The sequence below is a fragment of the Rhodococcus sp. OS5 genome, from assembly GCF_056837585.1.
In genome coordinates this window covers 363,956-389,403 of sequence record NZ_JBWWRK010000002.1, presented here as the reverse complement: position 1 = coordinate 389,403, position 25,448 = coordinate 363,956, and the positions used below count along the sequence as shown (strand labels likewise).

Annotated in this window: 25 protein-coding genes and 1 pseudogene; 12 read left to right on the top strand and 14 right to left on the bottom strand. The window is 61.9% G+C overall.

What is annotated here, in order from left to right:
* The first annotated feature begins 78 nt into the window (after positions 1–78).
* Positions 79–726: pseudogene (locus ACVZUB_RS31800) on the top strand (SOS response-associated peptidase).
* A gap of 62 nt (positions 727–788) precedes the next feature.
* Here ACVZUB_RS31800 and ACVZUB_RS31795 read toward each other — a convergent pair.
* Positions 789–1,427 (bottom strand): hypothetical protein, encoded by a 639-nt coding sequence (locus tag ACVZUB_RS31795; RefSeq protein WP_482628589.1) that lies wholly within the window; start codon positions 1,425–1,427, stop codon positions 789–791.
* A gap of 16 nt (positions 1,428–1,443) precedes the next feature.
* Positions 1,444–1,653: a hypothetical protein gene (locus ACVZUB_RS31790; RefSeq protein ID WP_482628588.1), complete on the bottom strand. Its 210-nt coding sequence runs from the start codon at positions 1,651–1,653 to the stop codon at positions 1,444–1,446.
* A 199-nt stretch (positions 1,654–1,852) separates the two neighbouring features.
* Here ACVZUB_RS31790 and ACVZUB_RS31785 point away from each other — a divergent pair, with 199 nt between their 5' ends.
* The 4 genes from ACVZUB_RS31785 to ACVZUB_RS31770 all read left to right on the top strand — a co-directional run bounded on the left by ACVZUB_RS31785 (position 1,853) and on the right by ACVZUB_RS31770 (position 4,554).
* On the top strand, positions 1,853–2,488 hold the full coding sequence (locus tag ACVZUB_RS31785) for a hypothetical protein (protein ID WP_482628587.1): 636 nt from the start codon (positions 1,853–1,855) through the stop codon (positions 2,486–2,488).
* An 80-nt stretch (positions 2,489–2,568) separates the two neighbouring features.
* Positions 2,569–3,501 carry a C39 family peptidase gene (locus ACVZUB_RS31780; RefSeq protein ID WP_482628586.1) on the top strand — a complete coding sequence of 311 codons (933 nt, stop codon included), beginning with the start codon at positions 2,569–2,571 and terminating at the stop codon, positions 3,499–3,501.
* A gap of 50 nt (positions 3,502–3,551) precedes the next feature.
* Positions 3,552–3,884, top strand: coding sequence for a hypothetical protein (locus ACVZUB_RS31775; RefSeq protein WP_482628585.1), 333 nt, complete (start codon positions 3,552–3,554; stop codon positions 3,882–3,884).
* Positions 3,885–4,026: 142 nt separating this feature from the next.
* A complete protein-coding gene (locus ACVZUB_RS31770) occupies positions 4,027–4,554 on the top strand; it encodes an RNA polymerase sigma factor (protein WP_064688417.1) in 528 nt (175 codons plus the stop codon).
* Between the two features lie 160 nt (positions 4,555–4,714).
* Here ACVZUB_RS31770 and ACVZUB_RS31765 read toward each other — a convergent pair whose 3' ends face one another.
* Complete coding sequence (locus ACVZUB_RS31765) at positions 4,715–5,680, bottom strand: GlxA family transcriptional regulator (protein WP_482628961.1); 966 nt, start codon at positions 5,678–5,680, stop codon at positions 4,715–4,717.
* A gap of 149 nt (positions 5,681–5,829) precedes the next feature.
* On the opposite strand from ACVZUB_RS31765, the gene ACVZUB_RS31760 reads away from it, so the two are divergent.
* Positions 5,830–6,465 (top strand): isochorismatase family protein, encoded by a 636-nt coding sequence (locus ACVZUB_RS31760; protein ID WP_347570834.1) that lies wholly within the window; start codon positions 5,830–5,832, stop codon positions 6,463–6,465.
* Between the two features lie 339 nt (positions 6,466–6,804).
* Here ACVZUB_RS31760 and ACVZUB_RS31755 read toward each other — a convergent pair whose 3' ends face one another.
* Positions 6,805–8,064 carry a DUF7373 family lipoprotein gene (locus tag ACVZUB_RS31755; RefSeq protein ID WP_482628584.1) on the bottom strand — a complete coding sequence of 420 codons (1,260 nt, stop codon included), beginning with the start codon at positions 8,062–8,064 and terminating at the stop codon, positions 6,805–6,807.
* A gap of 148 nt (positions 8,065–8,212) precedes the next feature.
* A complete protein-coding gene (locus tag ACVZUB_RS31750; protein ID WP_165639311.1) occupies positions 8,213–8,404 on the bottom strand; it encodes a hypothetical protein in 192 nt (63 codons plus the stop codon).
* A gap of 354 nt (positions 8,405–8,758) precedes the next feature.
* Here ACVZUB_RS31750 and ACVZUB_RS31745 point away from each other — a divergent pair, with 354 nt between their 5' ends.
* From ACVZUB_RS31745 to ACVZUB_RS31720, 6 genes are all read left to right on the top strand, one after another.
* Complete coding sequence (locus tag ACVZUB_RS31745) at positions 8,759–10,633, top strand: dynamin family protein (RefSeq protein WP_376137920.1); 1,875 nt, start codon at positions 8,759–8,761, stop codon at positions 10,631–10,633.
* A complete protein-coding gene (locus tag ACVZUB_RS31740) occupies positions 10,630–11,112 on the top strand; it encodes a hypothetical protein (protein ID WP_376137918.1) in 483 nt (160 codons plus the stop codon). The genes ACVZUB_RS31745 and ACVZUB_RS31740 overlap by 4 nt, the downstream gene beginning before the upstream one ends.
* Positions 11,109–12,554: a GTPase gene (locus tag ACVZUB_RS31735; RefSeq protein ID WP_376137916.1), complete on the top strand. Its 1,446-nt coding sequence runs from the start codon at positions 11,109–11,111 to the stop codon at positions 12,552–12,554. Before ACVZUB_RS31740 ends, ACVZUB_RS31735 begins: the two co-directional genes overlap by 4 nt.
* The gene (locus tag ACVZUB_RS31730) at positions 12,551–14,314 is read left to right on the top strand and encodes an Hsp70 family protein (protein WP_376137914.1); all 1,764 of its coding nucleotides are present in this window, start codon (positions 12,551–12,553) and stop codon (positions 14,312–14,314) included. Before ACVZUB_RS31735 ends, ACVZUB_RS31730 begins: the two co-directional genes overlap by 4 nt.
* 66 nt (positions 14,315–14,380) lie before the next feature.
* Entirely contained in the window at positions 14,381–16,165 is a 1,785-nt protein-coding gene (locus ACVZUB_RS31725; RefSeq protein ID WP_376137912.1) for an Hsp70 family protein, read from the top strand.
* A gap of 211 nt (positions 16,166–16,376) precedes the next feature.
* A complete protein-coding gene (locus ACVZUB_RS31720) occupies positions 16,377–16,550 on the top strand; it encodes a hypothetical protein (protein ID WP_482628583.1) in 174 nt (57 codons plus the stop codon).
* 683 nt (positions 16,551–17,233) lie between these two features.
* Here the strand turns inward: ACVZUB_RS31720 and ACVZUB_RS31715 are convergent.
* The 9 genes from ACVZUB_RS31715 to ACVZUB_RS31675 all read right to left on the bottom strand — a co-directional run bounded on the left by ACVZUB_RS31715 (position 17,234) and on the right by ACVZUB_RS31675 (position 25,437).
* A complete protein-coding gene (locus tag ACVZUB_RS31715) occupies positions 17,234–17,482 on the bottom strand; it encodes a hypothetical protein (protein WP_076948940.1) in 249 nt (82 codons plus the stop codon).
* A 489-nt stretch (positions 17,483–17,971) separates the two neighbouring features.
* A complete protein-coding gene (locus tag ACVZUB_RS31710) occupies positions 17,972–18,739 on the bottom strand; it encodes an enoyl-CoA hydratase/isomerase family protein (protein ID WP_376137908.1) in 768 nt (255 codons plus the stop codon).
* A complete protein-coding gene (locus ACVZUB_RS31705; RefSeq protein WP_482628582.1) occupies positions 18,729–19,796 on the bottom strand; it encodes a nuclear transport factor 2 family protein in 1,068 nt (355 codons plus the stop codon). Before ACVZUB_RS31705 ends, ACVZUB_RS31710 begins: the two co-directional genes overlap by 11 nt.
* 4 nt (positions 19,797–19,800) lie before the next feature.
* Complete coding sequence (locus ACVZUB_RS31700) at positions 19,801–20,574, bottom strand: MBL fold metallo-hydrolase (RefSeq protein ID WP_482628581.1); 774 nt, start codon at positions 20,572–20,574, stop codon at positions 19,801–19,803.
* A gap of 56 nt (positions 20,575–20,630) precedes the next feature.
* Positions 20,631–20,990, bottom strand: a complete 360-nt coding sequence (locus ACVZUB_RS31695) for a muconolactone Delta-isomerase family protein (RefSeq protein WP_138872126.1) — start codon at positions 20,988–20,990, stop codon at positions 20,631–20,633.
* Between the two features lie 46 nt (positions 20,991–21,036).
* On the bottom strand, positions 21,037–21,840 hold the full coding sequence (locus ACVZUB_RS31690; RefSeq protein ID WP_482628580.1) for an SDR family NAD(P)-dependent oxidoreductase: 804 nt from the start codon (positions 21,838–21,840) through the stop codon (positions 21,037–21,039).
* Complete coding sequence (locus ACVZUB_RS31685; protein WP_482628579.1) at positions 21,837–22,745, bottom strand: enoyl-CoA hydratase/isomerase family protein; 909 nt, start codon at positions 22,743–22,745, stop codon at positions 21,837–21,839. Before ACVZUB_RS31685 ends, ACVZUB_RS31690 begins: the two co-directional genes overlap by 4 nt.
* Positions 22,675–24,222: a class I adenylate-forming enzyme family protein gene (locus tag ACVZUB_RS31680; protein WP_482628578.1), complete on the bottom strand. Its 1,548-nt coding sequence runs from the start codon at positions 24,220–24,222 to the stop codon at positions 22,675–22,677. The genes ACVZUB_RS31685 and ACVZUB_RS31680 overlap by 71 nt, the downstream gene beginning before the upstream one ends.
* A 33-nt stretch (positions 24,223–24,255) precedes the next feature.
* The gene (locus ACVZUB_RS31675) at positions 24,256–25,437 is read right to left on the bottom strand and encodes a thiolase family protein (RefSeq protein ID WP_482628577.1); all 1,182 of its coding nucleotides are present in this window, start codon (positions 25,435–25,437) and stop codon (positions 24,256–24,258) included.
* Positions 25,438–25,448 lie beyond the last annotated feature (11 nt).

Below are 25,448 nucleotides of genomic sequence, written 5' to 3'. Positions count from 1 at the left end.
GCATTATCCGAATAGTTCTGATGGAAATAACTAACTTCCCCCAGTACAGATAAGGAATTGCAGTCGTTTTTCGACACCATGCACACCGTCGGCGACGAACTCCCACCGTCCTACAACGTCGCACCCACCCAGCCCGTGCGTGTGATCATCGAACGAACCCCCGCGAGGAACCCGACGCCGAGCCCGAGCGCCAGCTCAGGACGGTCAAATAGAGCTTGTTGCCGGTTGGTCTAAGGATCGAAAGATGGCGTCCAAGCTCATCAACGCCCGCAGTGAAACCGTCACGGAGAAGCCGTCATTCAGAAGTAGCGCTTCCAAAAGGCGCGCCATCATCCCGGCCGCCGAATACTACGAGTGAATGAAAAGTGAAGCAGGGACGAAAATTCCCTATTCCTTCACGGCGAGGACAACATTCTCGCGATGGCCGGACTGTACGAGTTGTGGTCCGATCCTGTACTGCCCGAAGATGATCCGAACAAGTGGGTAGGGACCTGCACAGTTTTGACTCGGCCAGCCTCAGATTCCTTGGGGCACATACTCGACAGATCCCCGCTGATCCTGCTCGAATCGTTCTGGGGACACTGGCTCGATCCGAACCTCACCGACATAGGCGAGGTCCAGGCCATGATCAATTCGGTTGCGGAGCCGCATCTCGCGCCCTACGAAGTTTCGACTACGGTGAACAGCCCTCGCAACAACAACCCGTCACTATTGGAGCCGATCTGACCGCACGTCCGTTGGTGCACAACTGGACCGGCAGCATTCGTCTGACCGCGTTGAGTTGACGGTCACCGCGGAGCGTCGCGGAGCCGAAACAGAGCTGCCGCTTCGAGCCCATCCTGCAGGTACTCGTACTCCCCCACCAGCGCTGCGCGCAGAGTCAGCTCGTCGAGGTCCGATCCAGCATTCAACAGCGCGCGGAGGGCTGTCTCATCTCCGCGTACTGATTCCCCGAGAAGGTCTTCCGAAGCCTGCTCGAGGAAATCCGCGAGGGATGAGAGCGCTGAATTCGGCTCCCCCGACGAACCCGGTGCGAGGACGAAAGGCACAACGCGTGTCGGATCATGGCCAACAGCTCTCCACGTCCCGACCTCGTATCCGTAAGCGAAGTTCAGGATTTCGTCGTTGCTTGCGGTGTCGAGCCACCAGGGTTCGGCACCGTGATCGCACAAGACGGCGCGGCCGACCTCCAAAGCAGGATCAGGGTCGTGCCGATCGAAACCGAAGATCGCAGCACGGCCACCCGGCAGCAAAATGACGTCGAAGTGCGATCCGCCGCCGTCGCGGTAGGTGACTCGATTGTTTTCGATGGTGAAGGTCGAATGGAGGTCAGAGAAGGAGAAAACTGCCGCGTACGCTGCCGCCCATCCCGCGAGCATCCGATGTGCTGCAGCCGGATCCGGAAGGTCGATTTCAATCGGAGTCATCGTCAGACCGTAACGCTCACCAAGTGCGCTCGGCCCGACGTGCGCCGCACCACTGGATCACCTGCCAGCGGAATTCCGCGGTCACTGGAAGCATGAGGACATGCTCACAATCCGGATGACCGACAACGTCGCAGCATTCCTCGGACTCGGCGTCGGGTTCTCCACGATCGACCCCACCGACGGCCTCACGCCGCAGCTCAGGGCGAAGTTGAATCGCGGAATCCACCGTCCGGGGCACTCCTCGCCCGAGCAGAGCTCCGAAAGGAAGCGTCTCATCAATGTTCGAAGGCGAACGTGTTCCCGCTAACTCAGCCAGAGGAATGAACCAGTTTGCACTCCTCGGGAACTTTCTGGGGTTGTGGTGCATCTGATTGTCGACACCAGCGAACGGTCGCTGTGTCACCACAGCGAAAGGGACTTCTGCGATGGCTACTCCGAATGACATCTCCATCAACCCTCAGGTCACCGGCAACCCGGAAGATGCCCAGTTCACCGGCGCCGATACAGCCACCCCATCCTCTGTTCCGACGTCGAATTCCGGCGTCGATAGCGGATACGGGTCAGCGCGCGACCTCGACGGCGACGGCATCGTCGACACCATCGAGATCGATCTTGACGGTGACGGTGACATCGATCAGATCACGCACGACCTCGACGGTAATGGCACGGCGGATGTGGTGGAAACATCCACTGCGGGTGATGGACGTTTCGATGTGATCGATATCGACAGCAACGGCGACGGTTACGCCGACATCACCCAGATCGACGTCGACAACGACGGCCGCATCGACGGGGTCGTCCTCGATACCAACTTCGACGGTCTCGCAGACGAAGCGGACTTCGATTCCGATGGCGACGGCCGAGTAGACACCGTCATCGTGGACACCAACGGCGACGGAATTCTCGACTTCGCGGGCATCGACGTGGACGGCGACGGCTTCGCCGACGGGTTCGTCACTGATCCAGGTCAGACCGGTGAGTGGAATCCGGTCCCCGATTTCACTGATCCCGCCGAGACCCCTGACACGGCGCCACCAGCTCCCGACGCGATAGATCTCTGACTGAAGTCTGATTTCGGTTTCGCTGTTCTGCAATGCAATTCGTTATTCGCACTTCGGTGCCGACATCTGATGGGATAGACATGGACGAGAATTTCGGCACCGACCTAGCCGACACCGATTACGCTGGCGACCCGACGCCGACGGATGACGGGGCCGAGTTCCTCGGGGATAGTGCAGGGATCGACATGCCGGCGATGCCGACAATGTGGGACGACACTCCCGACTCGGTGACGAGTCCGAATGCGATGCCGTCCATGCCCGCTATGACCGTCCCCGACAACGACATCGAACCAGACGCTGCCCCGCCCGCTCCGATCCCGACCAATGACGATGCCTCACTTCCCGACCCGGCCGAGACACCGACACCAGCGACCGACGGAACCCCAGGCCCTGACGACGGAACATACGGAACGCCCACCGCGTGGACAGCGGATTGGTTTTACCAGGAGGTCGACGGCTATTGCGGCCCGTCGTCCGTTGCTCAGATCGTTTCCGAATACACAGGCCTCGACATCAGCGACCCGCAACAGCTCGTCGATCGGGCACTCGAACTCGGACTGTTTCCGAACGGTGATCCGTCACAAGGAATGACATCGAAGAGCATGGAAATCCTCATGGAAGACCAAGGCGTGCCGTGCCATCTCGAAACCAGTTCGATCAGCGATCTGGAGGAGAAACTGTCCGACGGGTACGGGGTGGTCACGATGGTCGATTCTGGTGAGATCTGGTATCCCGGTGAGGAAACCGTCGAAGACGACACCCCGGATCATGCTCTCGTGGTCGCCGGCATCGACACTGAACGTGGCGTGGTCATCCTCTCCGACCCTGGCCATCCCGACGGCAACCAACTCGAGGTCCCCATCGACAGGTTCGAGGATGCGTGGTCCGACTCCGGGCACGAGATGCTCGTCGCCGATGCTCCGGATGCTGACCTCGCCGATTCCACCGTAGATCCGACCGTCGCTGCGTTGGCTCCGAGGCCGTGGGCGATCATTACCCTGACGCATCGATGACTCACCGCACGCACGCCGCGGCCGAATGATCAGAGAAAGTGAGATCCGCAATGTCCGGTGACGAAGGCAGTCTGTTCGACGAACTCGGCATTCCACGCGAGTCGTTGCTGCCGGAACCGCCCGAAGACGTGTGGTCCGCGGCTCTCGTGCATGCGCTCGACCCTGACAGCGCCCCTGCCGACGACATACTCGCCCCACCGATGGACGACACCGTGCGCCCCGGAGACGATGTTGACGACATCGGGACGTTCGACGACGACACCGTGAGCAGCGACAGCGGCGATGCTCACCCGGACCTCGAGCACTTCGGAGACGTCGAAGTCCCCGACGACAGCGACGACGAGGACATCAACGATGACATCGATCTCGGCGACGGCATGTAAATATCAGCGCCGACCGCGGCGTCAGCCATCCAGGGCCTCTCTCACGCCGACTGAATCCTCGCAAAAAGGACAGGTGATCGGCCATGTCATTCTTCGGCAACCTGTGGCATATATTCTGACCGCTGACCAACCGAGGGGACCGATGGACGACACCGCGCTACTGCAGCTGTGCCGCGAAGGCGACAGCCGCGCCTTCGGCGAATTGGTCGGCAGACATCGCACCCACGCGTGGGCTGTATGCCTGCAGATCACCGGGAATCATCACGACGCGGAGGACGCGTTCCAGGACGCCATCACCGCGGCCTGGCAGAACCTGCACCGCTTCCGAGGGGATGCCAGATTCAGCACCTGGCTGCACCGCATCGCCGCGAACGCCGCCTTGGCAACAATTCGACGGCGTACCCCAGACCCGACTGCACCGGACGATCTCGTCGAACTGCACGATCCCGCCTCGCTGACTGCGGACCGCGTCGTCGACGTCGACGCGGTCCGTACAGCCCTTGCTGAGCTTCCGGAAGATTTCAGGGTCGCGATCGTGCTCCGCGAATTCGCAGAACTCTCCTACGCGGACATCGCCGAACACCAAGGCGTCGGCGTCCAGACAGTGAAAAGCCGCATCAACCGCGCCCGGAAACAACTCGTCACCGCACTCGCCCCATCCACCGGCTGACAATTCTCAAATCCAGGTACTTGTGAGGGCGGTGGATCGTCAGCGGAGGGCGGTACGACCAGGGACGGCCTGGCCTACCCTTGACGCGCGAAGTGGGAGACGCGGGATGGTCATATTTGTTACCTGAGCGTTCACCTCTCTACCCAACCGACGTCGCATTTTATCCGGAACCCCTGAGAGGGTGGTCTGCGAACTGCTTCCGGTACGACGAAGGTGTGATCGCAAACGCGGATGCGAAGTTCTGCCGAAAGGTGACTGCGCTTCCGAACCCACACGCGACAGCAATAGCGTCGATACTCCAATCGGTCGTCTCCAGAAGCACTCGAGCCTCGCTCAGGCGTTGTTGGAGAACCCATCGTGCAGGAGTTGTGCCAGTAACGAGGCGGAATTGCCGAATGAAGCTTCGACGACTCATTCGAGCCTGACCCGCGAGACGGTCAACGGAAAGTGGTTCGCCCAGTCGTCGTAGCGCCCATTCCAGTACATCCGCAACAGCTGTATCGCCCGCAGGCTCCGCGAGTGGTCTCTCGATGTACTGGGCCTGGCCACCCTCTCTGTGCGGCGCGACGACCAGGTTTCGCGCCACACGGGTGGCAACTGCGGATCCGAGGTGCTTACGCACCAAATGCAGACAAGCGTCGACCGACGACACCGTCCCCGCGGACGTCATGACATCCCCGTGGTCGACATAAAGCACCGACTCGTCCAAGCGGATGCTGGGATGGCGTTCGGCGAGGGCGGGCATCATGTCCCAGTGCGTAACGGCCGCTCGGCCGTCGAGGATCCCCGCGTCGGCGACGGCAAAAGCGCCGAGACACAGCCCCACGATCGGTGTACCGCGAGCGTGTGACTGGCGAAGCTTGGCTCGCAACGTCTCGCTGATCGGTGAAAGTGGTAGCGGCCAACTGGGAATGATCACGATGTCCGCCCAATCGAGCGTCCGCGGTCCCGCCACATCTGCGATCGAGTATCCCTCTGCGGTCCGCACCGGACCCGAGCGATCGGACCACAACCTGGTTTCCCAATCACGTGCAATTCCGAGTCGGCCTAGCTCACCGAACACCATCAGCGGTGCCGCGAGGTGAAACATCGTGATGCTGTCGAACGCGTACACGGCAATTCGCATCTCGGTCTCCCCCGCTGCTTGGCGCAAAGTCATCGAAAGTATGCACCCGTGCCACTCACCGATTCATAGAGACCACCGAACAATGGAAGATGAGCGTCAGGGACACCGACGCGAAACTGAATCCGGCCGATCTTCCAGGAGTGATGAAAGTGCCTACACCTCGCCGTGCCCTTATCGTCGTCGACGTCCAGCAGGAGTACTTCGACGGCCCTCTGGAGATTCAATATCCGCCGCGTGAGGAATCGCTGGCAAACATACTCAACACCGTCAAGGTTGCCGGCGCGAATGACCTTCCCGTCGTCATCGTGCAACATCGAATGCCCGACGGCGCCCCGGTCTTTGTCGAAGGCACCCCCGGATGGTCGCTTCACCCGGCACTCGAGGGTCACATCGATTCGGCAACCAAGCGCGTTCACAAGCAGTACGCGAGTATCTTCGCCGGCACAGATGTCGCCGAATGGCTGCGCACGAAGGACGTCGACACCATCACGATCGTCGGGTACATGACGAACAACTGCGACCTCGGCACCGCCGTGGAAGCAGAGGCGCTCGGGTTCGCCGCCGAAATCATCTCCGATGCCAGCGGTGCGATCCATCTGGCCAACGAAGCAGGTCAGGTATCAGCGCAGTCGCTACACGAGACCCTCATGATTCTTCTGCAATCGAACTTCGCCGCCGTCGCAACAACAAGCGAATGGGTCGAGGCCGTAAATTCCGGAACGAATTTACCCAAGAGCAATCTTGTCGTCTCAGCCATCCAGGGACGCGAGTCAGCCTCCAACTGACTTACCAATGCCGCACCGGGACAACAGTTTAAGACATTTCGACTCCCCGCCGATACCGGCGACTTATCTTAGCCCCTCGGATGCCGCGACACTTCAAGGCTGATCAGTCCAATGAACGCGGACGGCGACGCCGGCAGGCAACGCGAAGCTGCGACCGCTTGGTCTGTTCTCAGCACTCCCGCACCTCCGCGGGAAACGGAAGCCTCCCCCCGAGGGGCTTTGACGCTACGTGGAGGCTGAACCCGGCCCACACGAGTCAACCCAGCGGCCTCCGTCACCTCAGCAACAATATCCGGTGTACACCCCCAAGGTGTACACCGGATATTGTTGCTGTAGATACTATTTCGCGGATTCGAGGATCTTGTACTGCGCGGTGGTCATCTGGTGGACCTTCGTCTCGTCGTCGAGAGCACTGATTTCACCGAGGTACCGCCCTTGGTGGACGATGCAGTAGTTGTACGTTCCTTGCGGACTGTCCTTGGTGAAGCAGGCCACGTTCGGGACACCGGGCGGGTTGGCGGATGGAGTGAATCCTTCGGAGTCGACGATGTCTCCTTTGAACAAATCGAACAGCGTCGCTGCACCGTCAGCGCTTTCAGATCGATAGACATTGCTTCCCGAACGTGCCATCAACGTCGTCTCGGATTTGTCCATGAAGTCCAGCGTCAGTGTCGGATGGGTCGAGAAGTGCGCCGACCCACGAGGCCCGTATACGGCGTCGGAGCTGGTGGTGCGGTTGCCGTCGTCCTCCGGGATCGTCAGCACCAACACGTTGTCGATGTCCATCGGCAGTTCGGCGAACTTATCGGCTGCGGTCGCGGGGAACTTGTCGATCATCGGGCCCTGTTGTTCGAGGGCTTTCGCGGTGATCTGCGCCGTCCAGTCCTTTTCTGCGATCGGAGCGCTGGCCCAGGTGTAGATGATGTACTGCCCGTGCGGGGTGAACGAATTCGAGCTGAACGTACCGTCGGAGCTCTCGCGAGTGGTGGTCAGTGTGTCCGGCAGGATGTCGATGCTCGTAGGTACCCCGCCAGGCAAGTACTCGCTGGGAAGCGCGTCATCGGCGGACATATCTGCCGCTGCCCGTTGCGCTGATTCTGCGTCCGGGAACCGCAATACAGCGTGCACGATGGACTTGTCCGCTTTCTTGTCTTCGTAGGAGCGGGAGGTGGAGAACCCGGTCAACATGCCTTCGCGTTCGGCGATGTCCGGCGACTTACCTGTCAGCAGGACGCTCAGTGCGGTGCCGGATTTGATGACGTACGTCGACATCCCCACTGGGCCCGTCAGCAGCGGGTCGAGTTCGGTGGGGAGGACGACGAATTCGGCCATCCGCTGCCCTTCGACGTAGCGGCCGGAGTTGACGCTGGTCACGGTTCCGAAGTCGGCTTGAGGAGTGGTGCGGTACGTTCCGGGATCCATCTCCCCAGGTGCTGCGCCCTGGGCAGCGACGGTCGCGCTGCTTCCGCTCTCACTTTCGGCGTTCGCCTGGCCTTCGCTGGTGCGCGAGCATCCAGTCACCAACACGATTGCCGCTACCGTTGCTGCCAACGGCGCAAAGGTTTTCGCGCGCATCTTTCCCTCTCTCAGAACTGTCATGTCCCCACTCATTACCGCGTGATCGACCTGAACCGGCCGAACCGACCAGGTAAGGAACCTCGACAATCAGATGGGACGGCGGCGGGTTTTGTTCCCACTGCCCCGAAATTTGTTCATCTGCTTCAGTGATGTCTCTCGTGGAGAGCACTCATCCTTGCTGCTCGTCGACTGGCAGGCCGATATCGGATTCCGCGGATCGCCCGAGGCGGGCGCTGTTGCGTTCGTCGAGCACTCGGTCGATCACAGATGTCGAGATGGGGAAATCCGGGCCTTCCGCGGTGCGGAGATACGCTCGGATGTCAGCCAACATCATCAGCTCTTCATCGAAGCGATCAGTCATCCAGGCAGTATGCAGCAGAAATCTCCCATCGGCACCGTCGCGGACGATGCACCCGAACACAGGCCTTCTCAGCCCCTTCCGAATCGAAGATGGGGATCCGCTGCGCGGCGGGTGTGATCCGCGTTCGTCAGGTGTGCGATCACCCGCCTGGATGTGGCTGCTGAATTTCGTTCGGGTTTCGGGGGAACTTTCCGCTCGTTGTGCGCATCTGACTTTGTGAATGCACCGCACAAACTGTGCGCTCACCTCGGATAAGGTTTTGTCCGCGAGGCGGGACGGCTCGCTTCCCTGGGTGGGCGGTGGGGCGACGACACGTCGTGCACCGGGTGGGACGAGCAGTGGAGGGGGCAGAAGGTGGCGGAGTCCGACGAATCTGCCGTTGTCGCAGCGGACACGGGCAGCGACATAAGCAGCCAGACAGAATCCACCTTGGCCGGTGCGACGAAAATCCTGCGCACCTATGGCTTCACGGCGACAGCCGATGCCGCGGCTGCGAAAACGTCCGGCGGGTACGATCAGCGGACCGTGGTGGTGGTCGGTGAGGTCAATCGAGGTAAGAGTTCACTGGTGAACGCTCTCGTCGGGGTTCGGGGTGTCTCGCCGGTCGATGTCGACGTCACTACGTCTGCAACGATCTCGCTGGTGCCCGCTGGTGCTGAACATCCGCCAGGTTCGGCGGATCTGGTGTTCCCCGGCGCGGTGCGCCGCATCGGATTCGACGAGGTCGCGGACTGGGTCAGCGCTGCGGGCCGTCATGTCGCCGACACACAGGGCGAGGTGCTCCCGACCCGGGCGATCGTGCCCGTTTCCTCCCCTCATCTGCAAGGTCTCGTCGTCGTCGACACCCCCGGATCCGGTGGACTCGATGCAGTCCGTGCGCAACTGTCGGTGCAGTCGGCGCAACAGGCCGGCGTCATCGTGGTCGTCTGCGATGCCACCTCCCCGCTGACCGCACCGGAGATGGAGTTCATTCGAACCTGCACTGCGACCGTGGAAGCGGTGATCGTGGTGGTGACGAAAACGGACAAGAATCTGCGCCGGTGGAAGCCGATCGTGGAAGAAAACCGCCGCCTGCTTCGTACTCATCTACGCCGCACCGTCCCCGTGCTCGGGGTCTCGAGTGTCCGCGCTCTCACGGCCGCCGATATTGCAGATCCGATACGCCGAGGCGCCGCCGAGGACGCCTCCGGGATCACCGCTCTCCGCACCCTCATTCAGAGCTCACTAAATTCGGACCACCGCGCCCAGGTCGACGGCCTGAGGACCGCGCTCGAAGGGCTGCGGAAAGTGCACGCGAAGATCACCGCGGACATCGCCGTCACCGAAGAAGGCGCCGGCGCGCTACCGGAATTGGAGGCGCAGCGGGACCGGCTCACCGAGCTGAAAGCGCAGTCGACGCAGTGGGAGCAGTACCTCGGCCGAGACCTCGTCTTCGCCCGCCAAGCTGCCTTGACAAGCCTCGAGGAACAACTCGACGGCGTGAAATCGAAGTGGACAGACCGGATCAACTCCTCCGGCATGGAAGTACTGCGCAAGAACCCGCAGGTGTTCACCAGTGAGATCGAAGCGGATCTCCTCGCGGCGATGACCGCGGCGGTGCAGGTGTTCCTCGATCAGCTGCGGGGCATCGTGATGCCGCTCTTCGATTCCGAAACCGTATGGCAGAGCATCGAAGTCGATGTCATCGCCTCCATGCAATCCGATCCCCTCACGACCGGCCAGGTCGGTAGCAAGAAGCAAGGCCTACTCGACCCGAGTGTGCTGACAATGGGCATGATCGGTACCTCGATGCTCGGCGCTCTGATCGGAGTCGGGGCGATCGCCGGCGTCGTGTGGGTCGGGGTGAACCTCGGTTACAAAGCGATGCGAGCAGGAAAGACGAACCTGCTGACATGGCTGCGAGAGACCGTGGCGACCGCGAAAGTCAGTACTTCGCGGATGCTCGAGGGGGCGTTGGCGCTCTCGCGGCCAGAAATTGTGATCCGCTACCGCGAGCACCTGCGCACCAGCATCGACGAGGTGCAGCAACAGATGACCGACGCGAAGGAAGCTGCGCGTCTGGACGGCGCGACGCGTGATGCGACGCTCAAGCGCCTCAACAACAACTTGCGAGTGGTGACGGCGCGATCCTCGGAAGTGGAGAACCTCATCACCCGACTGTCCACGCCCACATCAGCATCCGCACCGGCCACAGCGGTGTCCGACTCGGAGAAGGCGACGAATTCATGAACCCAACGCTCGCATTCGTCTTGATTGTGCTGGTGGGTGCCGGAGGCGTCGCCGCCGGCTGGATGCTGTGCACCGCCCGAACACCCGCCACCGCCGACCATGACAACGGCGCCGGGTATGGCCCACTTGTTGTCACCGCGCCCGCACCTACTGCGGTCCCACACGGGATACCGATAGATGCGGATCGGCGCCTGGTCACCTCTCTGATCGGTATCCACGACCTCGACGGCGGCATCTCCGCCCGTGAACGGATCCGCGAAGACCTCGCGCAGGTAGACGTCCACATGCTCGACGCCGCCCCTGGTGCCCTCTTCGACTCTGCGCACCACAAGGCAGTCTCCGGCGCGGTCGCGGCCACCCCGGAGCAGGTCGGCACCGTCGCTGCCCTGGTCCGGCCCGGCTGGGTCGGCCCCGCTGGGATCATCCGGTTCGCCGAAGTCGCTGTCTACATCGCGCCGACGGACCCGATGCCCGTATGAGTACGTCGTACCCGCCGAATCCCGCGCAGTTCGACCGGCAACAAGCGGTCCGCACTGCTCTCGACCGCGGCCTGCACTCCCTCGCCGGACTCGGTGGGGATCTCGTCGATCACGCCAACCGCATCGGTGCGATCTTGTGGTCGCCGCCGCGGGTGGTGATCGTCGGCCGCCTCAAGGCAGGTAAATCAACACTGGTCAACGCCCTGATCGGGGCGCCGGTCGCTGAAACCGCAGCACTGGAAGCAACCAACGTCGTTACCGTCTACCAAGCGGGGGCACCCTCACGTGCCGAACTCGTCGACCTCGACGGTGACCGCCGCCCGATCCCACTCGCGGCCGGTACCTCCGTGAGCCTCGATGCCGATGCTGCGGACATCGCCTACGTGCACCGGCACCTGCCCACACAGGCACTGGCCAACCTGACCCTCGTCGATACTCCCGGGCTCGCGACACTGACCGTGGAGAACGAAAACCGCACCAGGGCGGCCTTGATCGACGGGTTCGCCCAAACCCGCGCCGCGTCCGTTGACGCAGACGGTGCCGTGTTCCTCTTCGACAGCACCCCACGAGCCGACGAGATCGAATTCCTGCGCCAACTCGGTTTCACCCCACTCAACACCCTCGGTGTGCTCTCCCGAGCAGACAGTTTCGGCGAAGGCGCACTGGGGCAACGTAACCCGATCGAACACGCACACAAGCACGCTCAGAAGCTCGCGCAGCGACTGGCGCAGTCGGTGGCCACCGTGGTGCCGGTCGCGGGTCTTCTGGCAGAGAGCAGCCACACCGGGCAGGTCACCGAAGCAGACGCCATCGCCCTGCACACCCTCGCATCGATGAACACCTTGGAGTTGATGGACCTCCTCGAATCGGAAAGCCCCGAACAGCTCGGGCCAGTGATGCGCGATCGCCTACTCGATCTCCTCGGCGAATACGGCGTCCTCGGCGCCCGCACCGTCGCGGGGCAGGGCGCGCACGCGGTGAACCGATGGCTCACCGAACATTCCGGGATCACGCAAGTGAAGTACCTACTCGAGAGTGCACTACAAGATTTCGCGGCGCTGCACCGCGCCGATCGGATCCTCACCGAACTCGGCCTCCTCGCCGTCAATCATCCTGCCCGCGAGCACATCCGCACCATCACCGACTGGGTGCGCAACGATCCGGCGATGCACACTGTGCTGTTGTATCGCGCACTGCGCGGGATGCTGCTCGCGGACCCGCACGCGCCCGTCGTCACCGAACTGACGCGACTACTCTCCGGACGGACCGACGCCGAACGCCTAGGCGTGCACCCCGAGACCAGCCCCGGGCAGCTCGCCCACTACGCCGGGGAACGACTGGTTCACGTTCAGCGGCAGGCGATTTCCACGCGCACCGCCGCAGAGGACGCAGCTTTGGCGGAACTGGTGCGCACGTACACGAGCATGCGGAGGCAGGCATGAACACACCACACCACACCACACCCGCGGCGCCCCCGACGCCAGGGTGGGTCCTGGCAGTCGACTTCGGAACCTCCAATACTGCTGCCGCGCACACCGGAATCCGCTCCGGATCACCAGAAACACTGCCCCTGACGCACCAGGGCAACCTGATGAGCTCAGCCGTATTCGTGGAATCGCCGAACGCAATCGACGTCGGCGACGTCGCCTTGAACAGGGCCGAAACGAACCCAGCAGCGTTCATCCCCTCCCCCAAACGCGTCGTCGGGCAAGGCATGGTGCACGTCAACGGCTACGACATCCCCGCCTCGTTGCCCGTCGCGGCAGTGCTGCGGTTCGCCCTCGATCGGGCGACCGGAGTACACCGCGGCCAACCACCGGCCAGGCTGGTCTTGACTCACCCGGAGGGATGGTCGCCGCGCGAAATCGAGGTTCTCCGCGAAGCGGCCGCAGCCCTGGGATACCAGAACGACTCGGTGGTAACAGTGTCCGAGCCTCGTGCGGCCGCCCACTTCTACACCCGCACCGAACACCTCGCGCCGGGCGCGAAGATCGCGGTGTTCGACTTCGGCGGTGGAACTTTGGATGTCGCCGTCCTCACCGCCACCAGCGGCGCCAGGTTCGAGGTCATTGCTGCGCGCGGTGACAACAGCCTCGGCGGAAAGAATCTCGATGCGCTCGTGCGCCGTTGGGTCGATATTCAACTGCAGGACGAAAACCCCGAGCTGCTGCACTTTCTGCGGACCGCCGCACCGGCCCACACCCTGCGGACCCTCGACGACTCCATCCGCCGCGCCAAAGAGCTCCTCTCCTCTACCGAGTCCGCGACGATCTCCGTGGTGGACAGCCGGCACGATCGCCGCGAATCCCTCACCCTGACCCGCGGCGAGTTCGAAACGATCATCGCTTCGGAAATCGAGCGCGCCGCGACCTTGACCCATGCCGCTCTGGTGGACGCAGGGTTGAGCGGACCACAAGGGTTGACGGCGCTGTACCTGACCGGCGGCTCGTCCCGGATCCCGTTGGTGCAGAGCCGGATCGCCGCGCTCGGTCCGATCGCTACTCTCGACGATCCGAAAACAGTGGTCGTTCAAGGCGCACTGATCGCCACCACACCATCGTCTGATGCAACGACCGGCCCTTTTCCATCGAGCACTTCCGCAGGTGCAGGTGTGCCATCGCCCACACGAGCGCCGTTGTTCGGGGAATCCGCCCGTACCGGCAGCGTTCCCACTCGCGGCCATTCGCACAGCTCGCAGCCCTCAGCATTCGAGGCTGCAGTGGCCCCCGCGTCGCGCTCCCGCTCGCGCGGTGTCCTCATCGGTGCCGGAATGCTCGTCGTACTCTGTGCCGTCGGGCTAGCGGTATGGCTGTCGGCCTGGTCGAACGACGACACCCCCACGCACAACGCCTCGCCCATCCGGACGGTGAACACCGCGCCGGGCACCGCTGACGACATCACCGCGGTCCAGGACCGGACCACCGAATACCTCGCCGCCGTCAGTGCAGGTGACAAAGCCACAATCGAATCCATGCGTTGCGACGGCTATGTCTCTGCCACAACAGAACCCGATGAAGCCCCGCCCGCCAGCGTGACGATCACGGTCAAGGAATTCATCTCCTCGAACGTCGTCGGCGACAACGCCTCCGTCCGTCTGCGGATCGTCACAGATAAAGATGGCACGACCGACGAAGGTGTGGTCCTGGTCGAATACGTCCGCGAAGAAGGCCAGTGGATGTTCTGTTCCGTCACCGACCAATAGACATCCGCTTCAGGAAACTGACCGACACAGCGCGGTCGACAAGCAATCACAGGAAAGAGATACATCATGTCGGGTTGGATGCTGAGCGTCGACTTCGGAACATCGAATACCGCCGCCGCGCACACCGGTGTTGTCACCGGAGCAGTGGAAACTCTGTCTCTGACCCACCAGGGCAATCTGATGAGTTCGGCCGTATTCGTGGAATCACCAGCGACTATCGATGTCGGCGACGTCGCCCTGAATCGGGCCGAGACGAATCCAGCGGCCTTCATTCCGTCCCCCAAACGCGTCGTAGGCCAAGGCATGGTGCACGTCAACGGCTACGACATCCCCGCCTCGTTGCCGGTCGCTGCTGTCCTGCACACGGTGATCGGGCGTGCCACCGCCGCCCACCGTGACCAAGCGCCCTCCCATCTGGTCCTGACCCATCCAGAGGGTTGGTCACCACGCGAGGTCGGGGTGTTGCTCGACGCTGCAGCCAGAGTCGGCTACGGATCGGGACGCGTCAGTACCGTCTCCGAACCCCGGGCCGCCGCGCACTACTACTCACGCACCGAAACCATGCCCGCCGGCACGAAGATCGCAGTGTTCGACTTCGGCGGCGGCACCCTCGACATTGCCGTCCTGACTGCCACCGATGCCAATTCGTTCGACATCATCGCCGCGCGCGGCGACAACAGCCTCGGCGGAAAGAACCTCGACGCGGTACTACGAGGGTGGGTCGATCACATGCTCAATGATCGCAATCCCGATCTACTGCACTTCATCCGCACCTCCGCGCCCTTGCACGTCACCCGTAGTCTCGACGACTCCATCCAGCGAGCCAAGGAACTGCTCTCCTCGAGCCCGTCAGCGACGATCACGGTCAACGGAAATGGACATCAGGAAACACTGTCCATCACCCGCCCGGAATTCGAATCACTCATCGCCGCAGCCGTCGACCGTGCAGTCGCCTTGACGCGACAAACACTCACCGATGCGGGCATCACTCATCCGAGTCAGCTCTCGGCCCTGTACCTGACTGGTGGTTCGTCACGGATCCCACTGGTCCATCAACGACTCGCTGCCCTCGGGCCGATCGCGACGCTCGACGACCCGAAAACAGTGGTCGCCCAGGGCGCACTCATCGGTGCTGGGGTTCGACGTGATTACCCCAACCCGCGGCTCGCTGCGCCTGGCAGCGGAGCAAGCCCGAACGCCCACCCCGCCCCTGGGCAGATGCAACCCGCCTTCACTCTCAACGCCACCACCCAAAGACCTCACACGTCGAACCCGTCCAGCTCCAAGAAACTCAAGTACCTTGCCGCCGCCGGCGCTCTCGTCGTCATCGGCGCAATCGTGGCAGCCGTGATCGTTCTGCGCCCGTCACCGGGCAACTCGAACGTGGACAATCCAGCAGCCGCTGGCAGCACATCCTCAACGACCACGACTGCCGGACCGGTCACCGACGCCGACACCGTCAAAGCGGCCCTCCCCACAGCTTTGAGCAGTGCCTCCGAAAACTGCCGGCAATCCACCTTCACCACCGACGGCGCCCTCGTGATCAGCTGCGATATCAAGAAATCCAACCAACTCGCCGAAAGCTTCTCCGAGTACGGCAATCGCTTCACAGCCAGCCTCGACCTGAAACAAGCGAAAAAGACACTTCTCGGATACCGCGAATACGACTACGGGAACTACACCCTGGTCGAAAACGACTCCCGCACAGCAGGAGTCAACATCAGTGACGGCGCCACCGGACAAGTATCGGGAAGTTACGTCAACATGGAAACCGGCCTCACAATCGACGTCTACAGCATGACCGACAGCGCTGCTGTCACTAGCTTCTTCAAAAAGACAGGCCTCCTCTGATTGTCCGATCCACCAAAAGCCGAGCCACACAGGACGAATGTTTGACCACCACGACCCCGCGATTCCCACATCCCGAAAGACTCTTCCCACCCGCGCCTCACCTCGCACGATCACGCTCGCCCAGCCGGCCGGCACTCCACCACAGCGTGAACAGACCAAGCCATCGCCACGGACGAAGAACCAACCGGCGCTCGAAGCAATGAGACGAGACATGAGAAGGCCGCCAGCTTTCGTCTCGACTGTGCCCGCCGCGCATCACGAAGCGCCGTTGGCAGATGATCCGTTGGCGGTCATACCAAGTTCCTCACTCTCCGACGAGGGCCGGGTCAGTACCGTCACCACGCACCCGACGTATTCGGATCGTGTGACAATCGAGGCGAGGTAGAAGCCCGCCGCCCGGCGAGTGAACAACCGGAGGGCAGGCCCTGCGCGGACGAACTGACCACTCAGAATCACCGCAGCAACAAGATGTTAGCCAAATTCGAACCCAAGAGGCCAGTTTTCCTGCAGTGCTCAATGTTTGGGATCTTCGTCCACTGTTCCGACGACAGACGTGAAAGGTCAGGAGTGCACACTGAATGAGAGGTGCATCCGCGAATCCGTCGAAGACGGCACTCAGAGGTCCGCGAGGAGCGATTACAGGACAGGCGGGCACTACGGGCGGTGGTGGTGCACCCCCGATACCGGACACGCGGCGTACGTGCCGAACCAAGGGACGATGAAACCCGAATCCGAAATGACCGTCGCTCAAGGTGGCAACCACACCAACGAAATCCCTGGTGATTCAGCCGATACCGAGTCAGAAGCCATTGCCGTACCCGCAGACGCAATGGCCGCTGAGTATCTTTCTCGACATCGGTGTAGGAGCAACACCCTGAGTCGGTGTCGGAACGACTCGACTAGCCACCGAGCTTTTCGCACCATCACGACACAAGTACGGTCGTCAAAACACTTCGACCTACGCTTCCTGGGTGTTTGCTAGGCGACCACCAAACAGCCTCGGGCAGCAGAGTCTGACGCTGCTCTTGCCGAATGGACTCGCAAAGCGTTCCAGGCTTCCGATGCGCCCTATTCTGCCGGCGTCAGGTCGTCGTCGTTCGCGAAGATCAGGCGCCCGTCATCGAGTGCGATCGCCCACCGATGCACCGGAGCCCAGTCCCGCCCCACCGAACCGCGGTCAATGACCATGTCCTCGTAGTCCTCGATCACCACACCCGTGCATGCCACGCTGCCACCGGCATCGGAGTCTGACACCGTGATTCGCACACGGGAACCTACTGCAGTCACATCATTGCTTTTGCCGTTTTTGTCGGTCATCTTCCAATTCTGGCAGAGCAACTTCGCGGCAACTACGTTCGGGGCCCAGCGACACGTTCTGGCAGAGCAGGAGGTTGAGTGTGCTCGATACCGCCATCACTCGCTGGAGCTGTCACCCATGATGTCCGTCCGAGGCCGGCGTGGAGCATCGTCCTGCCGGTTCACGCCCCTGCCGGTTCACGCTCCTGCAGTCAGCTCTGATAACAGTCCGGATCGAGCGCCAGGAAAAACGATAACGTTCGTCGACAATGCCTCGTAGGTACATCGCGCAGACGATCTGGTGAAGTGCAAGCTCAACCTGGTCACACCAACGATGTTGTCTCTCATGCTCATTCGGTCAGTGCAGCCAGTTTCTATGGTTACTGTTGTCCAAACTTCGAGGGCCTTCAGCTGGTGCCCGAATCACATCTGAACCAGTAACCGATCGAAAATGCTCAGTGGCCGCGGAGGAACGGCCACTACCTGACTCGATTGACAGATCGTCGGTGGTCAGCTCACACCGTGTACCGCATCAACGACAAACGATCTGATTTTGTGCGCGTAGGAGGGCGTCGACATCGCAACCTTCAGGTGGCGCCGTTCGTGAGCGAGCGCCGATTCAAGGTCATGAACTCCGACGAGCATGCTCTTCGTAGCGCGAAGCGCGGACTGCTCAAGATCGAGAATCCGGGATATCCTCTCGGACAAATGCTTCGAGAATCCTTCCTGAGGTTGGACGTCGTCGACGAGACCCCATTCGTGCGCTGACCGTGCGTCGAGGCTCGAGTGCAGTAGGAGAAGTTGCAATGCTCGGCGGTAACCGAGGCGGTGTGGGAGGGTCACTGAGCCTCCGAGGTCCGGTGGAACGCCGAGCCGCGCGTACGCCGGATAGAACGTGCTTCGGTCGGAGCAGATACTGATGTCGGCGGCCGCAGCCAGTGACAGTCCGGCACCTGCAGCAACACCATCAACGGCCGAGACGGTGACCTGTGGCATGGTGAGGAGAGAGGTGATCAGGGCGTCGCTTTGGTCGAGGAACTGGTCCACGGCTGAGCTGAGGTCGTTGAGATGCTCGGCCACGAACCCGAGATCGCCGCCCGCGCAAAATCCGGGGTCTTCCGCGCCAAGAACGACGACGTCGATGTCGGCCCGAGTCGCGATGCTCTCGAATGTACGGGCAAGATCATGAACTGTGTGCAGGTCGAGTGCATTGAGCGATCCACTGTTCGAGAATGTGACGGTGGCGGTTCGCTCCCCGTAGGTTACGTCAACTGTCACGGAGTTCTCCTCCGGAGCCCGCGAGACCGTAGCTGTGGACGATCTCGAAAGTGTCGTTGTAACTCTTGAATTCGACGACCCTACCGACGTCGTCGAAACGCCAGAGGTGGAGCATGTGAACCACTGCCCGTGTACCCGTCGCCTTGTTGACGAATGTTTCGGGCATGTGGACGGCGCATCGATTACCTTCGGCTATGGTCTCGAGTTGCGGCGGTACTCCCTCGTACTCCAAGTCCGAAAACAGTGTCAGCGCGAAGTCGGAGAGTCCTTGGTGTCCGTGGTACGTCCCACAGAGTTCGACCTCGGTCTCCCCACCCTTGATCATATGAATCAGGCCAGGTGAGTAGTACGGACGAAGCGCCGCCGACTGCCGTGAAAGATCCCACACGTTGAAATTTCTCACCAATTGCCACCAAAATGATGGCGGCTTGGTGATGTTGTGCCGAGCGAATTCGGCCGTCGAGCGAGCCAAGTCACCGAAACCTACTTTGGTGCCCTTGGGAACTCCCTCGAAGATGAGCTTGTAGATTTCGGACACGATCTGTTTCGGGTCATACGAAACCGCGTGCGAGACCTCGCTGATTCCACTTCCCTTCTCGTCTCGTAACACGGTGTCAGATTTCTCTTCGAAGGCGCGGCGGGTGATGTCGGTGTCGTAGAACACCCGCGCCGACTCCACTGCGCCCATACCGTTCACCATCACCATTGCCGATATTTCGAGGTCGAACTGCGTTCCAGTCGACCGCACCGTACCGACCAGGTTGAGACAGCAGACAATCTTCGTACCCACCTCGTCAGAGGCATCACGCAGCGTGAATTGTGGACGTAGGTCGTGGATCTCGACGGCTTCGAAGATACGTGTAAGTAGCTGCCCGACTGCATCGGTGCCGTCGTAAGCCCCGGCAAACGGGATCCGATCCTGTTTGCGTCCGTTGACGACGAGGGACGCCTCCGGAGAGAACCGGCTGACGATTCCCGCGGCATCCTGGGCTCGGATCAACGCAAGAAAGGACTCGGCCGATCGTTCCGTATCATTTTGCGCTGCAGACTTTTCCATCGTCCTACCTCTCGTTCGCGCCGTTTGGCGCACGGCATTCATCGAATTCGAACGGATCGTGCGCAGAGAACACCTCGAACGTCCGGTCCGTGCGGGCGACGAGTTCGGCAAGTCGTTCGTGGTTCGCGGCAACCTTGCGGCGATCGACGGCCATAACTGTCTCGAAAAGCTCAGCTCCCCAACGGACGTCGTCGCGGTCGCGTCCGACCGAACTGCCGTGAAAGTAACAGTCACCCGCATGCACCAGCCAGTTCTCCCCAGAGCGCACGGCTACTGCGACGTGACCTTGCGTATGCCCTGGCAAGGGGATCGCCACCACCTCGTCGGTAAGACCCTCCAGGACCTGAGCCCCGTCGAATCCGTTCCACGAGTCTCCGCCGTCGCTGAACGAGCGGAATCGAGGTCCGTGCCCCCACAGTGCTGTCCTGTAGCGCATTCGAGCGTTCCACCCTCGCACAGAGCTTCCTGCCGCCAATTCCCGCGTATGCACATGCACGGTCGCGCGGGGAAAATCCGAGAGCCCACCGGCGTGGTCCACATCCAGGTGCGTGAGCACGATGTGTCGCACGTGGTCGGCTAGCCCGAGGTTGACCAACTGCGCGAACACCGATCCCGACTCGCTCAGGTCGGGCCGAAACCCGTGAACGAATGCAGCACCGAGCATTCGTCGGGGTTCGCGACGCGCGGCTCGTCCGATCCCGGAATCGACGAGAACTACGTCACCGCTCCGCAACTCCACTGCGAGGACGTGCCCGACCAAGATGCCGCGCCCGTTCACTGGCAATCCTCGCGGACGCATTGTGCAGCCGTCGAGATGGTGAATGCGGTTTATCGTCATTCCTCGGCGTCCTTTGCTCGCATCGGGGTCCGGCCGCAGGCGAGAGCCTTGAGATCCTCGGTCCAGTCGGTGTAGAGCCGCAAGGGAGTCCAGGTGTGCTGGACCTGCGGCCACAGGCCGTTCTTGAACAGCGGCAGGCTGTGGATCACATCGTCGATGCGTTCCGGTGAGTCGAGGTCGGCGATAACGACTACCCGGTGTTCGCCGGGAACCTTGTACGCAGATTTGATGACACCTGCCTCCACAAGGCTCGCGGCGTACTCGGCTTCGCTCAGCCATCGGGAATAGAATTCCTCGTTGGACAATTGCCCCTGACTCAGTCGTGCTTCGAACATGTACAGCACAGTCGTACTCACCTTTCCTCGTATGGCGTACCGGAACCCTCGACGGGCTCGACTTTTGTCAGGACGAGAACGAATAGCCACCGTTGACCGGATACGTCTGCCCCGTAATCCAACTGGAGGCGCCGGACGCCAGGAACAGGATCATGTTCGCGGCGTCGGCAGGCTCACCCAGGCGGCGGATGACGTACTGCTTGAGCATCGACTCGACAGCCTGCGGGTCGGCGATCATGGCCTCGATGCCCGGCGTTCGCACGCTTCCGAGCGAGACGGCATTGACCCGTACCCCGAGCCTGCCGGTCCCTTTTGCCAGCGCGCGGGTGAAGCCGGCGACCCCCGCTTTCGCCGCGGAGTACACCGCCATATGGGGTTCTCCGACGCGGCCCGCGTCGGAGATGACGTTGACGATGCTGCCCGCCTCGGATTCGAGAAGTGCTGGCAGCGCTGCGCGACTCACGTTCAGGGTCCCGAACAGATTTGTCCCCAGCCAGGCGTTCCAGTCGTCCGGAGAGGTTTTCCAAAAGGGGTCGAAACTTGCGTCAGCGGTACGCGGTCCGGCATTACCGGCGTTGTTGACCAGGATGTCCAGCCCGCCGAGTTCACCAACCGCCGCCCCGAGTTCCGAGGTGACCGCGTCGTAGTCGGTGATGTCGGTGGCCATGACGACGGCACGCGCCCCGGCAGACTCCACCTCCTGGGCAACTAAGGCGGCGCGTGCTTCGTCGAAGTCGTTGACGATGACGGCTCTAGCGCCGTTGCGCGCAAACGTCAGCGCGACTTCGCGGCCCACCCCCTGACCCGCGCCCGTGACGAGGGCAACGCGGTCGGTCAAGGACAGAATCGACTCATGTGTTGTGGGAATCATGCGGGCGACCTCTCGGCATCGTTGACCGATGCGTTGTCTCCGAAGGCGGGGGTTCGTCCTTCGAGGAAAGCTGCGAGCCCTTCGTCTCGATCAGCTGAGCGGGCGTACTCGACGGCTACGTCGAGTTCGGCCCGGATGTGATCTTCGAGTGGAACGACTGTCGGTTCGAGTTGTTCCTTCATTCTCTGCAGTCCGAGCGGACTCGCGGCGGAGAAGGATTCGACGAGACGGTCGATTGTGGCAGCGAGGTCGCCATCGTCGGTGACGAGCTCTGCCAGACCACGGCGCTCGGCCTCACGGCCGTCCAACACCGCCCCACTGAACATCATGTATTTGGCAAACGCATGCCCGACCCGCAGGGGAAGGCGGGCTGTAGCACCGCCCGCCGGAAACTGGCCGTACTTGGCATGTCCGTCACCGAGTTTGGCACCCTCCGCGGCCACGATGATGTCACAGGAGAGGGCGAGTTCGAGTCCCCCTGCGAGGGCATAACCATGCACGGCGGCGATGGTTGGTCGTCGGCATGAGGCCAACCGGGCGAAAGCCTTGCCCGCCTCCGTCAGGTAGCTGCGGAAGTCGTCAGCGCCGCCCTCAGCGGAGGTCACGTCGGGCACTCCCGTAAGGTCTGCGCCTGCGCTGAAGGCACGGCCACTTCCTGCGATCACGAGTGCACGCAGATCGGGAGACTCCTCGACGGCGTCGACGGCTTCCTCGATCCCGCGAAGTACACCGAGTGTCAGGCTGTTCATCGCGTGAGGCCGTTCGATGGTCGCCCACAGCGCCGAACCTCGTCGAATCAGCGATATTTCCCTCGAAGCACTTTCAGATTCTTGCTCAGATATCACGGTCTCGCCCTTCCCAGAATGGAGCGCGGACTTCGCGCTTGAGAATCTTGCCGGTCGCATTTCGTGGCAATGTCTCTACGAAGGCAACGGATTTGGGTGTCTTGACTCCGCCGAGCAGCGGACGGCAGTACTCGATCAGGTCAGCTTCGGTGATGGAGCCACATTCTTTCGGTTCGACGGCTGCGTGAACGGCTTCGCCCCATTTCGGGTCAGGTACCCCGACGACCGCAACATCACGTACCTTGGGGTGACTCAACAGAATTCGCTCGATCTCACCTGGAAAGACGTTGAGTCCGCCCGTGATGATCATGTCCTTCTTGCGGTCGACCACGAACAGGAAGCCGTCCGCGTCGAGATACCCGAGATCGCCCGTGTGATGCCAGCCGAACGCCTTGGCCTCTGCGGTCGCTTCCGGCTGATCGAGATACTCGGACATGACAATGTCGCCGCGGACGACGATCTCGCCCTTCTCCCCCGTCTTCACCAGCGAGCCGCTCTCGTCCATGATCGCGACGGCAGTACTCGGACCGTGTCGGCCTGCGCTCGCCAAACGATGCGCGAGGGCCGGATCGGCAAGCGCCTCTGCGTGGTCGGAAACGGAGAGCACCGAAGCGATCATGAGTGCTTCGCTCTGCCCATAGCCCTGGAACATGACGGGGCCGAACACATCCCAGGCTTCACGGACTTTGTCGGCGGACATCGGCGAGGCACCGTAGATGAGGGTGCGGAGCGTCGAATAATCGTGGCTTCGCGCAGCCGGGTGGGCAAGCATCATGTAGATGAGTGTCGGGGGAAGGAAGAGCGTCGTGATCTTGTGCCGCTCGATCGCATCGAGAATGGCGCCGGGATCGGCTTGATCCATCAGAATGTGGGTTCCGCCGTGACGATGCAGGGCGGCCGCGTAGATGCCCGCCGCGTGTGTGATCGGCGCGACGACGAGGTGACGCGGCGGCTCCGGGTAATCGAAGATCTCGTCGAAGTCTTCGAGCATGGCCACAAATGCACGGTGCGGAACGACAATTCCCTTGGGTTTGCCGGTCGTGCCGCTCGTCAGCAAGATCGCTGCGGGATCCTCCGGGGTGCTGGAGGGGAACGTGCGCGCAGGCTGCGCGGGTAGCCAGTCCTCCAGTCCCGGGTGCGCTAGCCCGGATCCGTCCAGCAAGACTACGCCCACCGGACCGACATCGATGCCGTCCAGTTCTGCCTCCAGTGACGTGTGAGCGAAGACGCCGGCGACCGGGATGTCGTGAAGCGTCTCGCGAACTGCTGCGGCTCCCATACGGTAATTCAGTGCTACCCAGGCACATCCGGCACGTACGATGCCGTAGTTGACCGCCAGCCCGTACACGTGATTCGGGCTGAAGATCGCAACACGGGATCCAGGTGCGACACCGGCCGCCATGATTCCGGTCGCGACTCGGTCTGCAACCGAGGCGATTTCGGCGTAAGTCCATTCACGCCCCTGCGGGTCGATCGCGAACACCCGCTCGGGAAATTCGGCGGCGCCGTCGTAGAAACTGTCGACAAATTGCTTCATTGGTCGTCCTTCTGGTCAGTTGCGTCCGACAGTTCAGGTCGAAAGGATGGTCACGACAGCAACGGCTGCGTCGTCACCGAGCCAGCCACCACCGTTCTCCGCGAGAGCAGTCCGTGCGCCTTCCCGTTGGCGGTCTCCTGCCCGGCCGCGCAGTTGATCGACGAGTTCGACGATCTGCGCGCACCCGGTCGCGCCGATCGGATGTCCCCGGGAGAGCAACCCGCCACTCGAATTCACCGCGATTCGTCCGTTGATCGCGGTGGCGTTGGTTCGAATCAACATCGACGCTTCGCCCGGTGCGCAGAATCCAAGGTCCTCGTAGAGTCCGAGTTCAGCGGAGGCTGTTGCGTCGTGAACCTCGGCGACATCGATGTCCTGTGGTTCGATTCCGGCTCTCTCGTAGGCTGCGCGAGCAGCGCGAGCGGCAGCGACTGGGCCGGCGACGTCTCCTAAGCCGGAGGTGATTTCCACTGCCCGAACGAACACGGGGGCAATCCCCCGACGACGCGCAGACTCAGCAGACATCACGACTACTGCGGCGGCACCGTCTCCGATCGGGGAGCACATCGGAAGGGTCAGCGGGTCCACCACGGTTCGAGCCGCAAGCACCTCGTCTACAGTCGTGGTCTTACGGAACTGAGCGCGATGGTTGAGCGATCCCGCCTGACGACTCTTTTCGACGATTCGCGCGAAATCTTCCTGTCCAAGATCGTATTTCGCCATTCTTCGACGAGCTGCGTCAGCATAGATGTCCATGAAGATGCTGCGATTCGTTCGACCGTCCAAGCGTTCGACAAGCGATCCGATATCTCCGACGTCCGTGCCTCCGTTCAAAGCCGCAAACATCGCTGCTTTGTCCGGATAGGACATCTTTTCCGCCCCGACAGCCAGCGCCACTTCGCGGGCACCGGAGGCAACTTCGAGGCATGCCGTTCGAAATGCGGTCGAGCCGGAGGCACATGCATTCTCGACATTCACGATGGCGCGTCCGAGCAGTCCGGTGTCGCGTAGTGCAACCTCACCGCGGATCGAGTGCTGACCACTCATAGCGCCTGCCGTGGAATTGGAATAGGCAACGAACTCGATCTCGTCCACCCCACATCCACTGTCCGCGAGAGCCTCGTCGACAGCCTGACGGCTCAGATCTACCAAAGTCCGTTCCGGGAACATTCCGAAGGATGTCATCCCTACTCCAGCGACGACAACGTCTTTCATAAATGACTCAC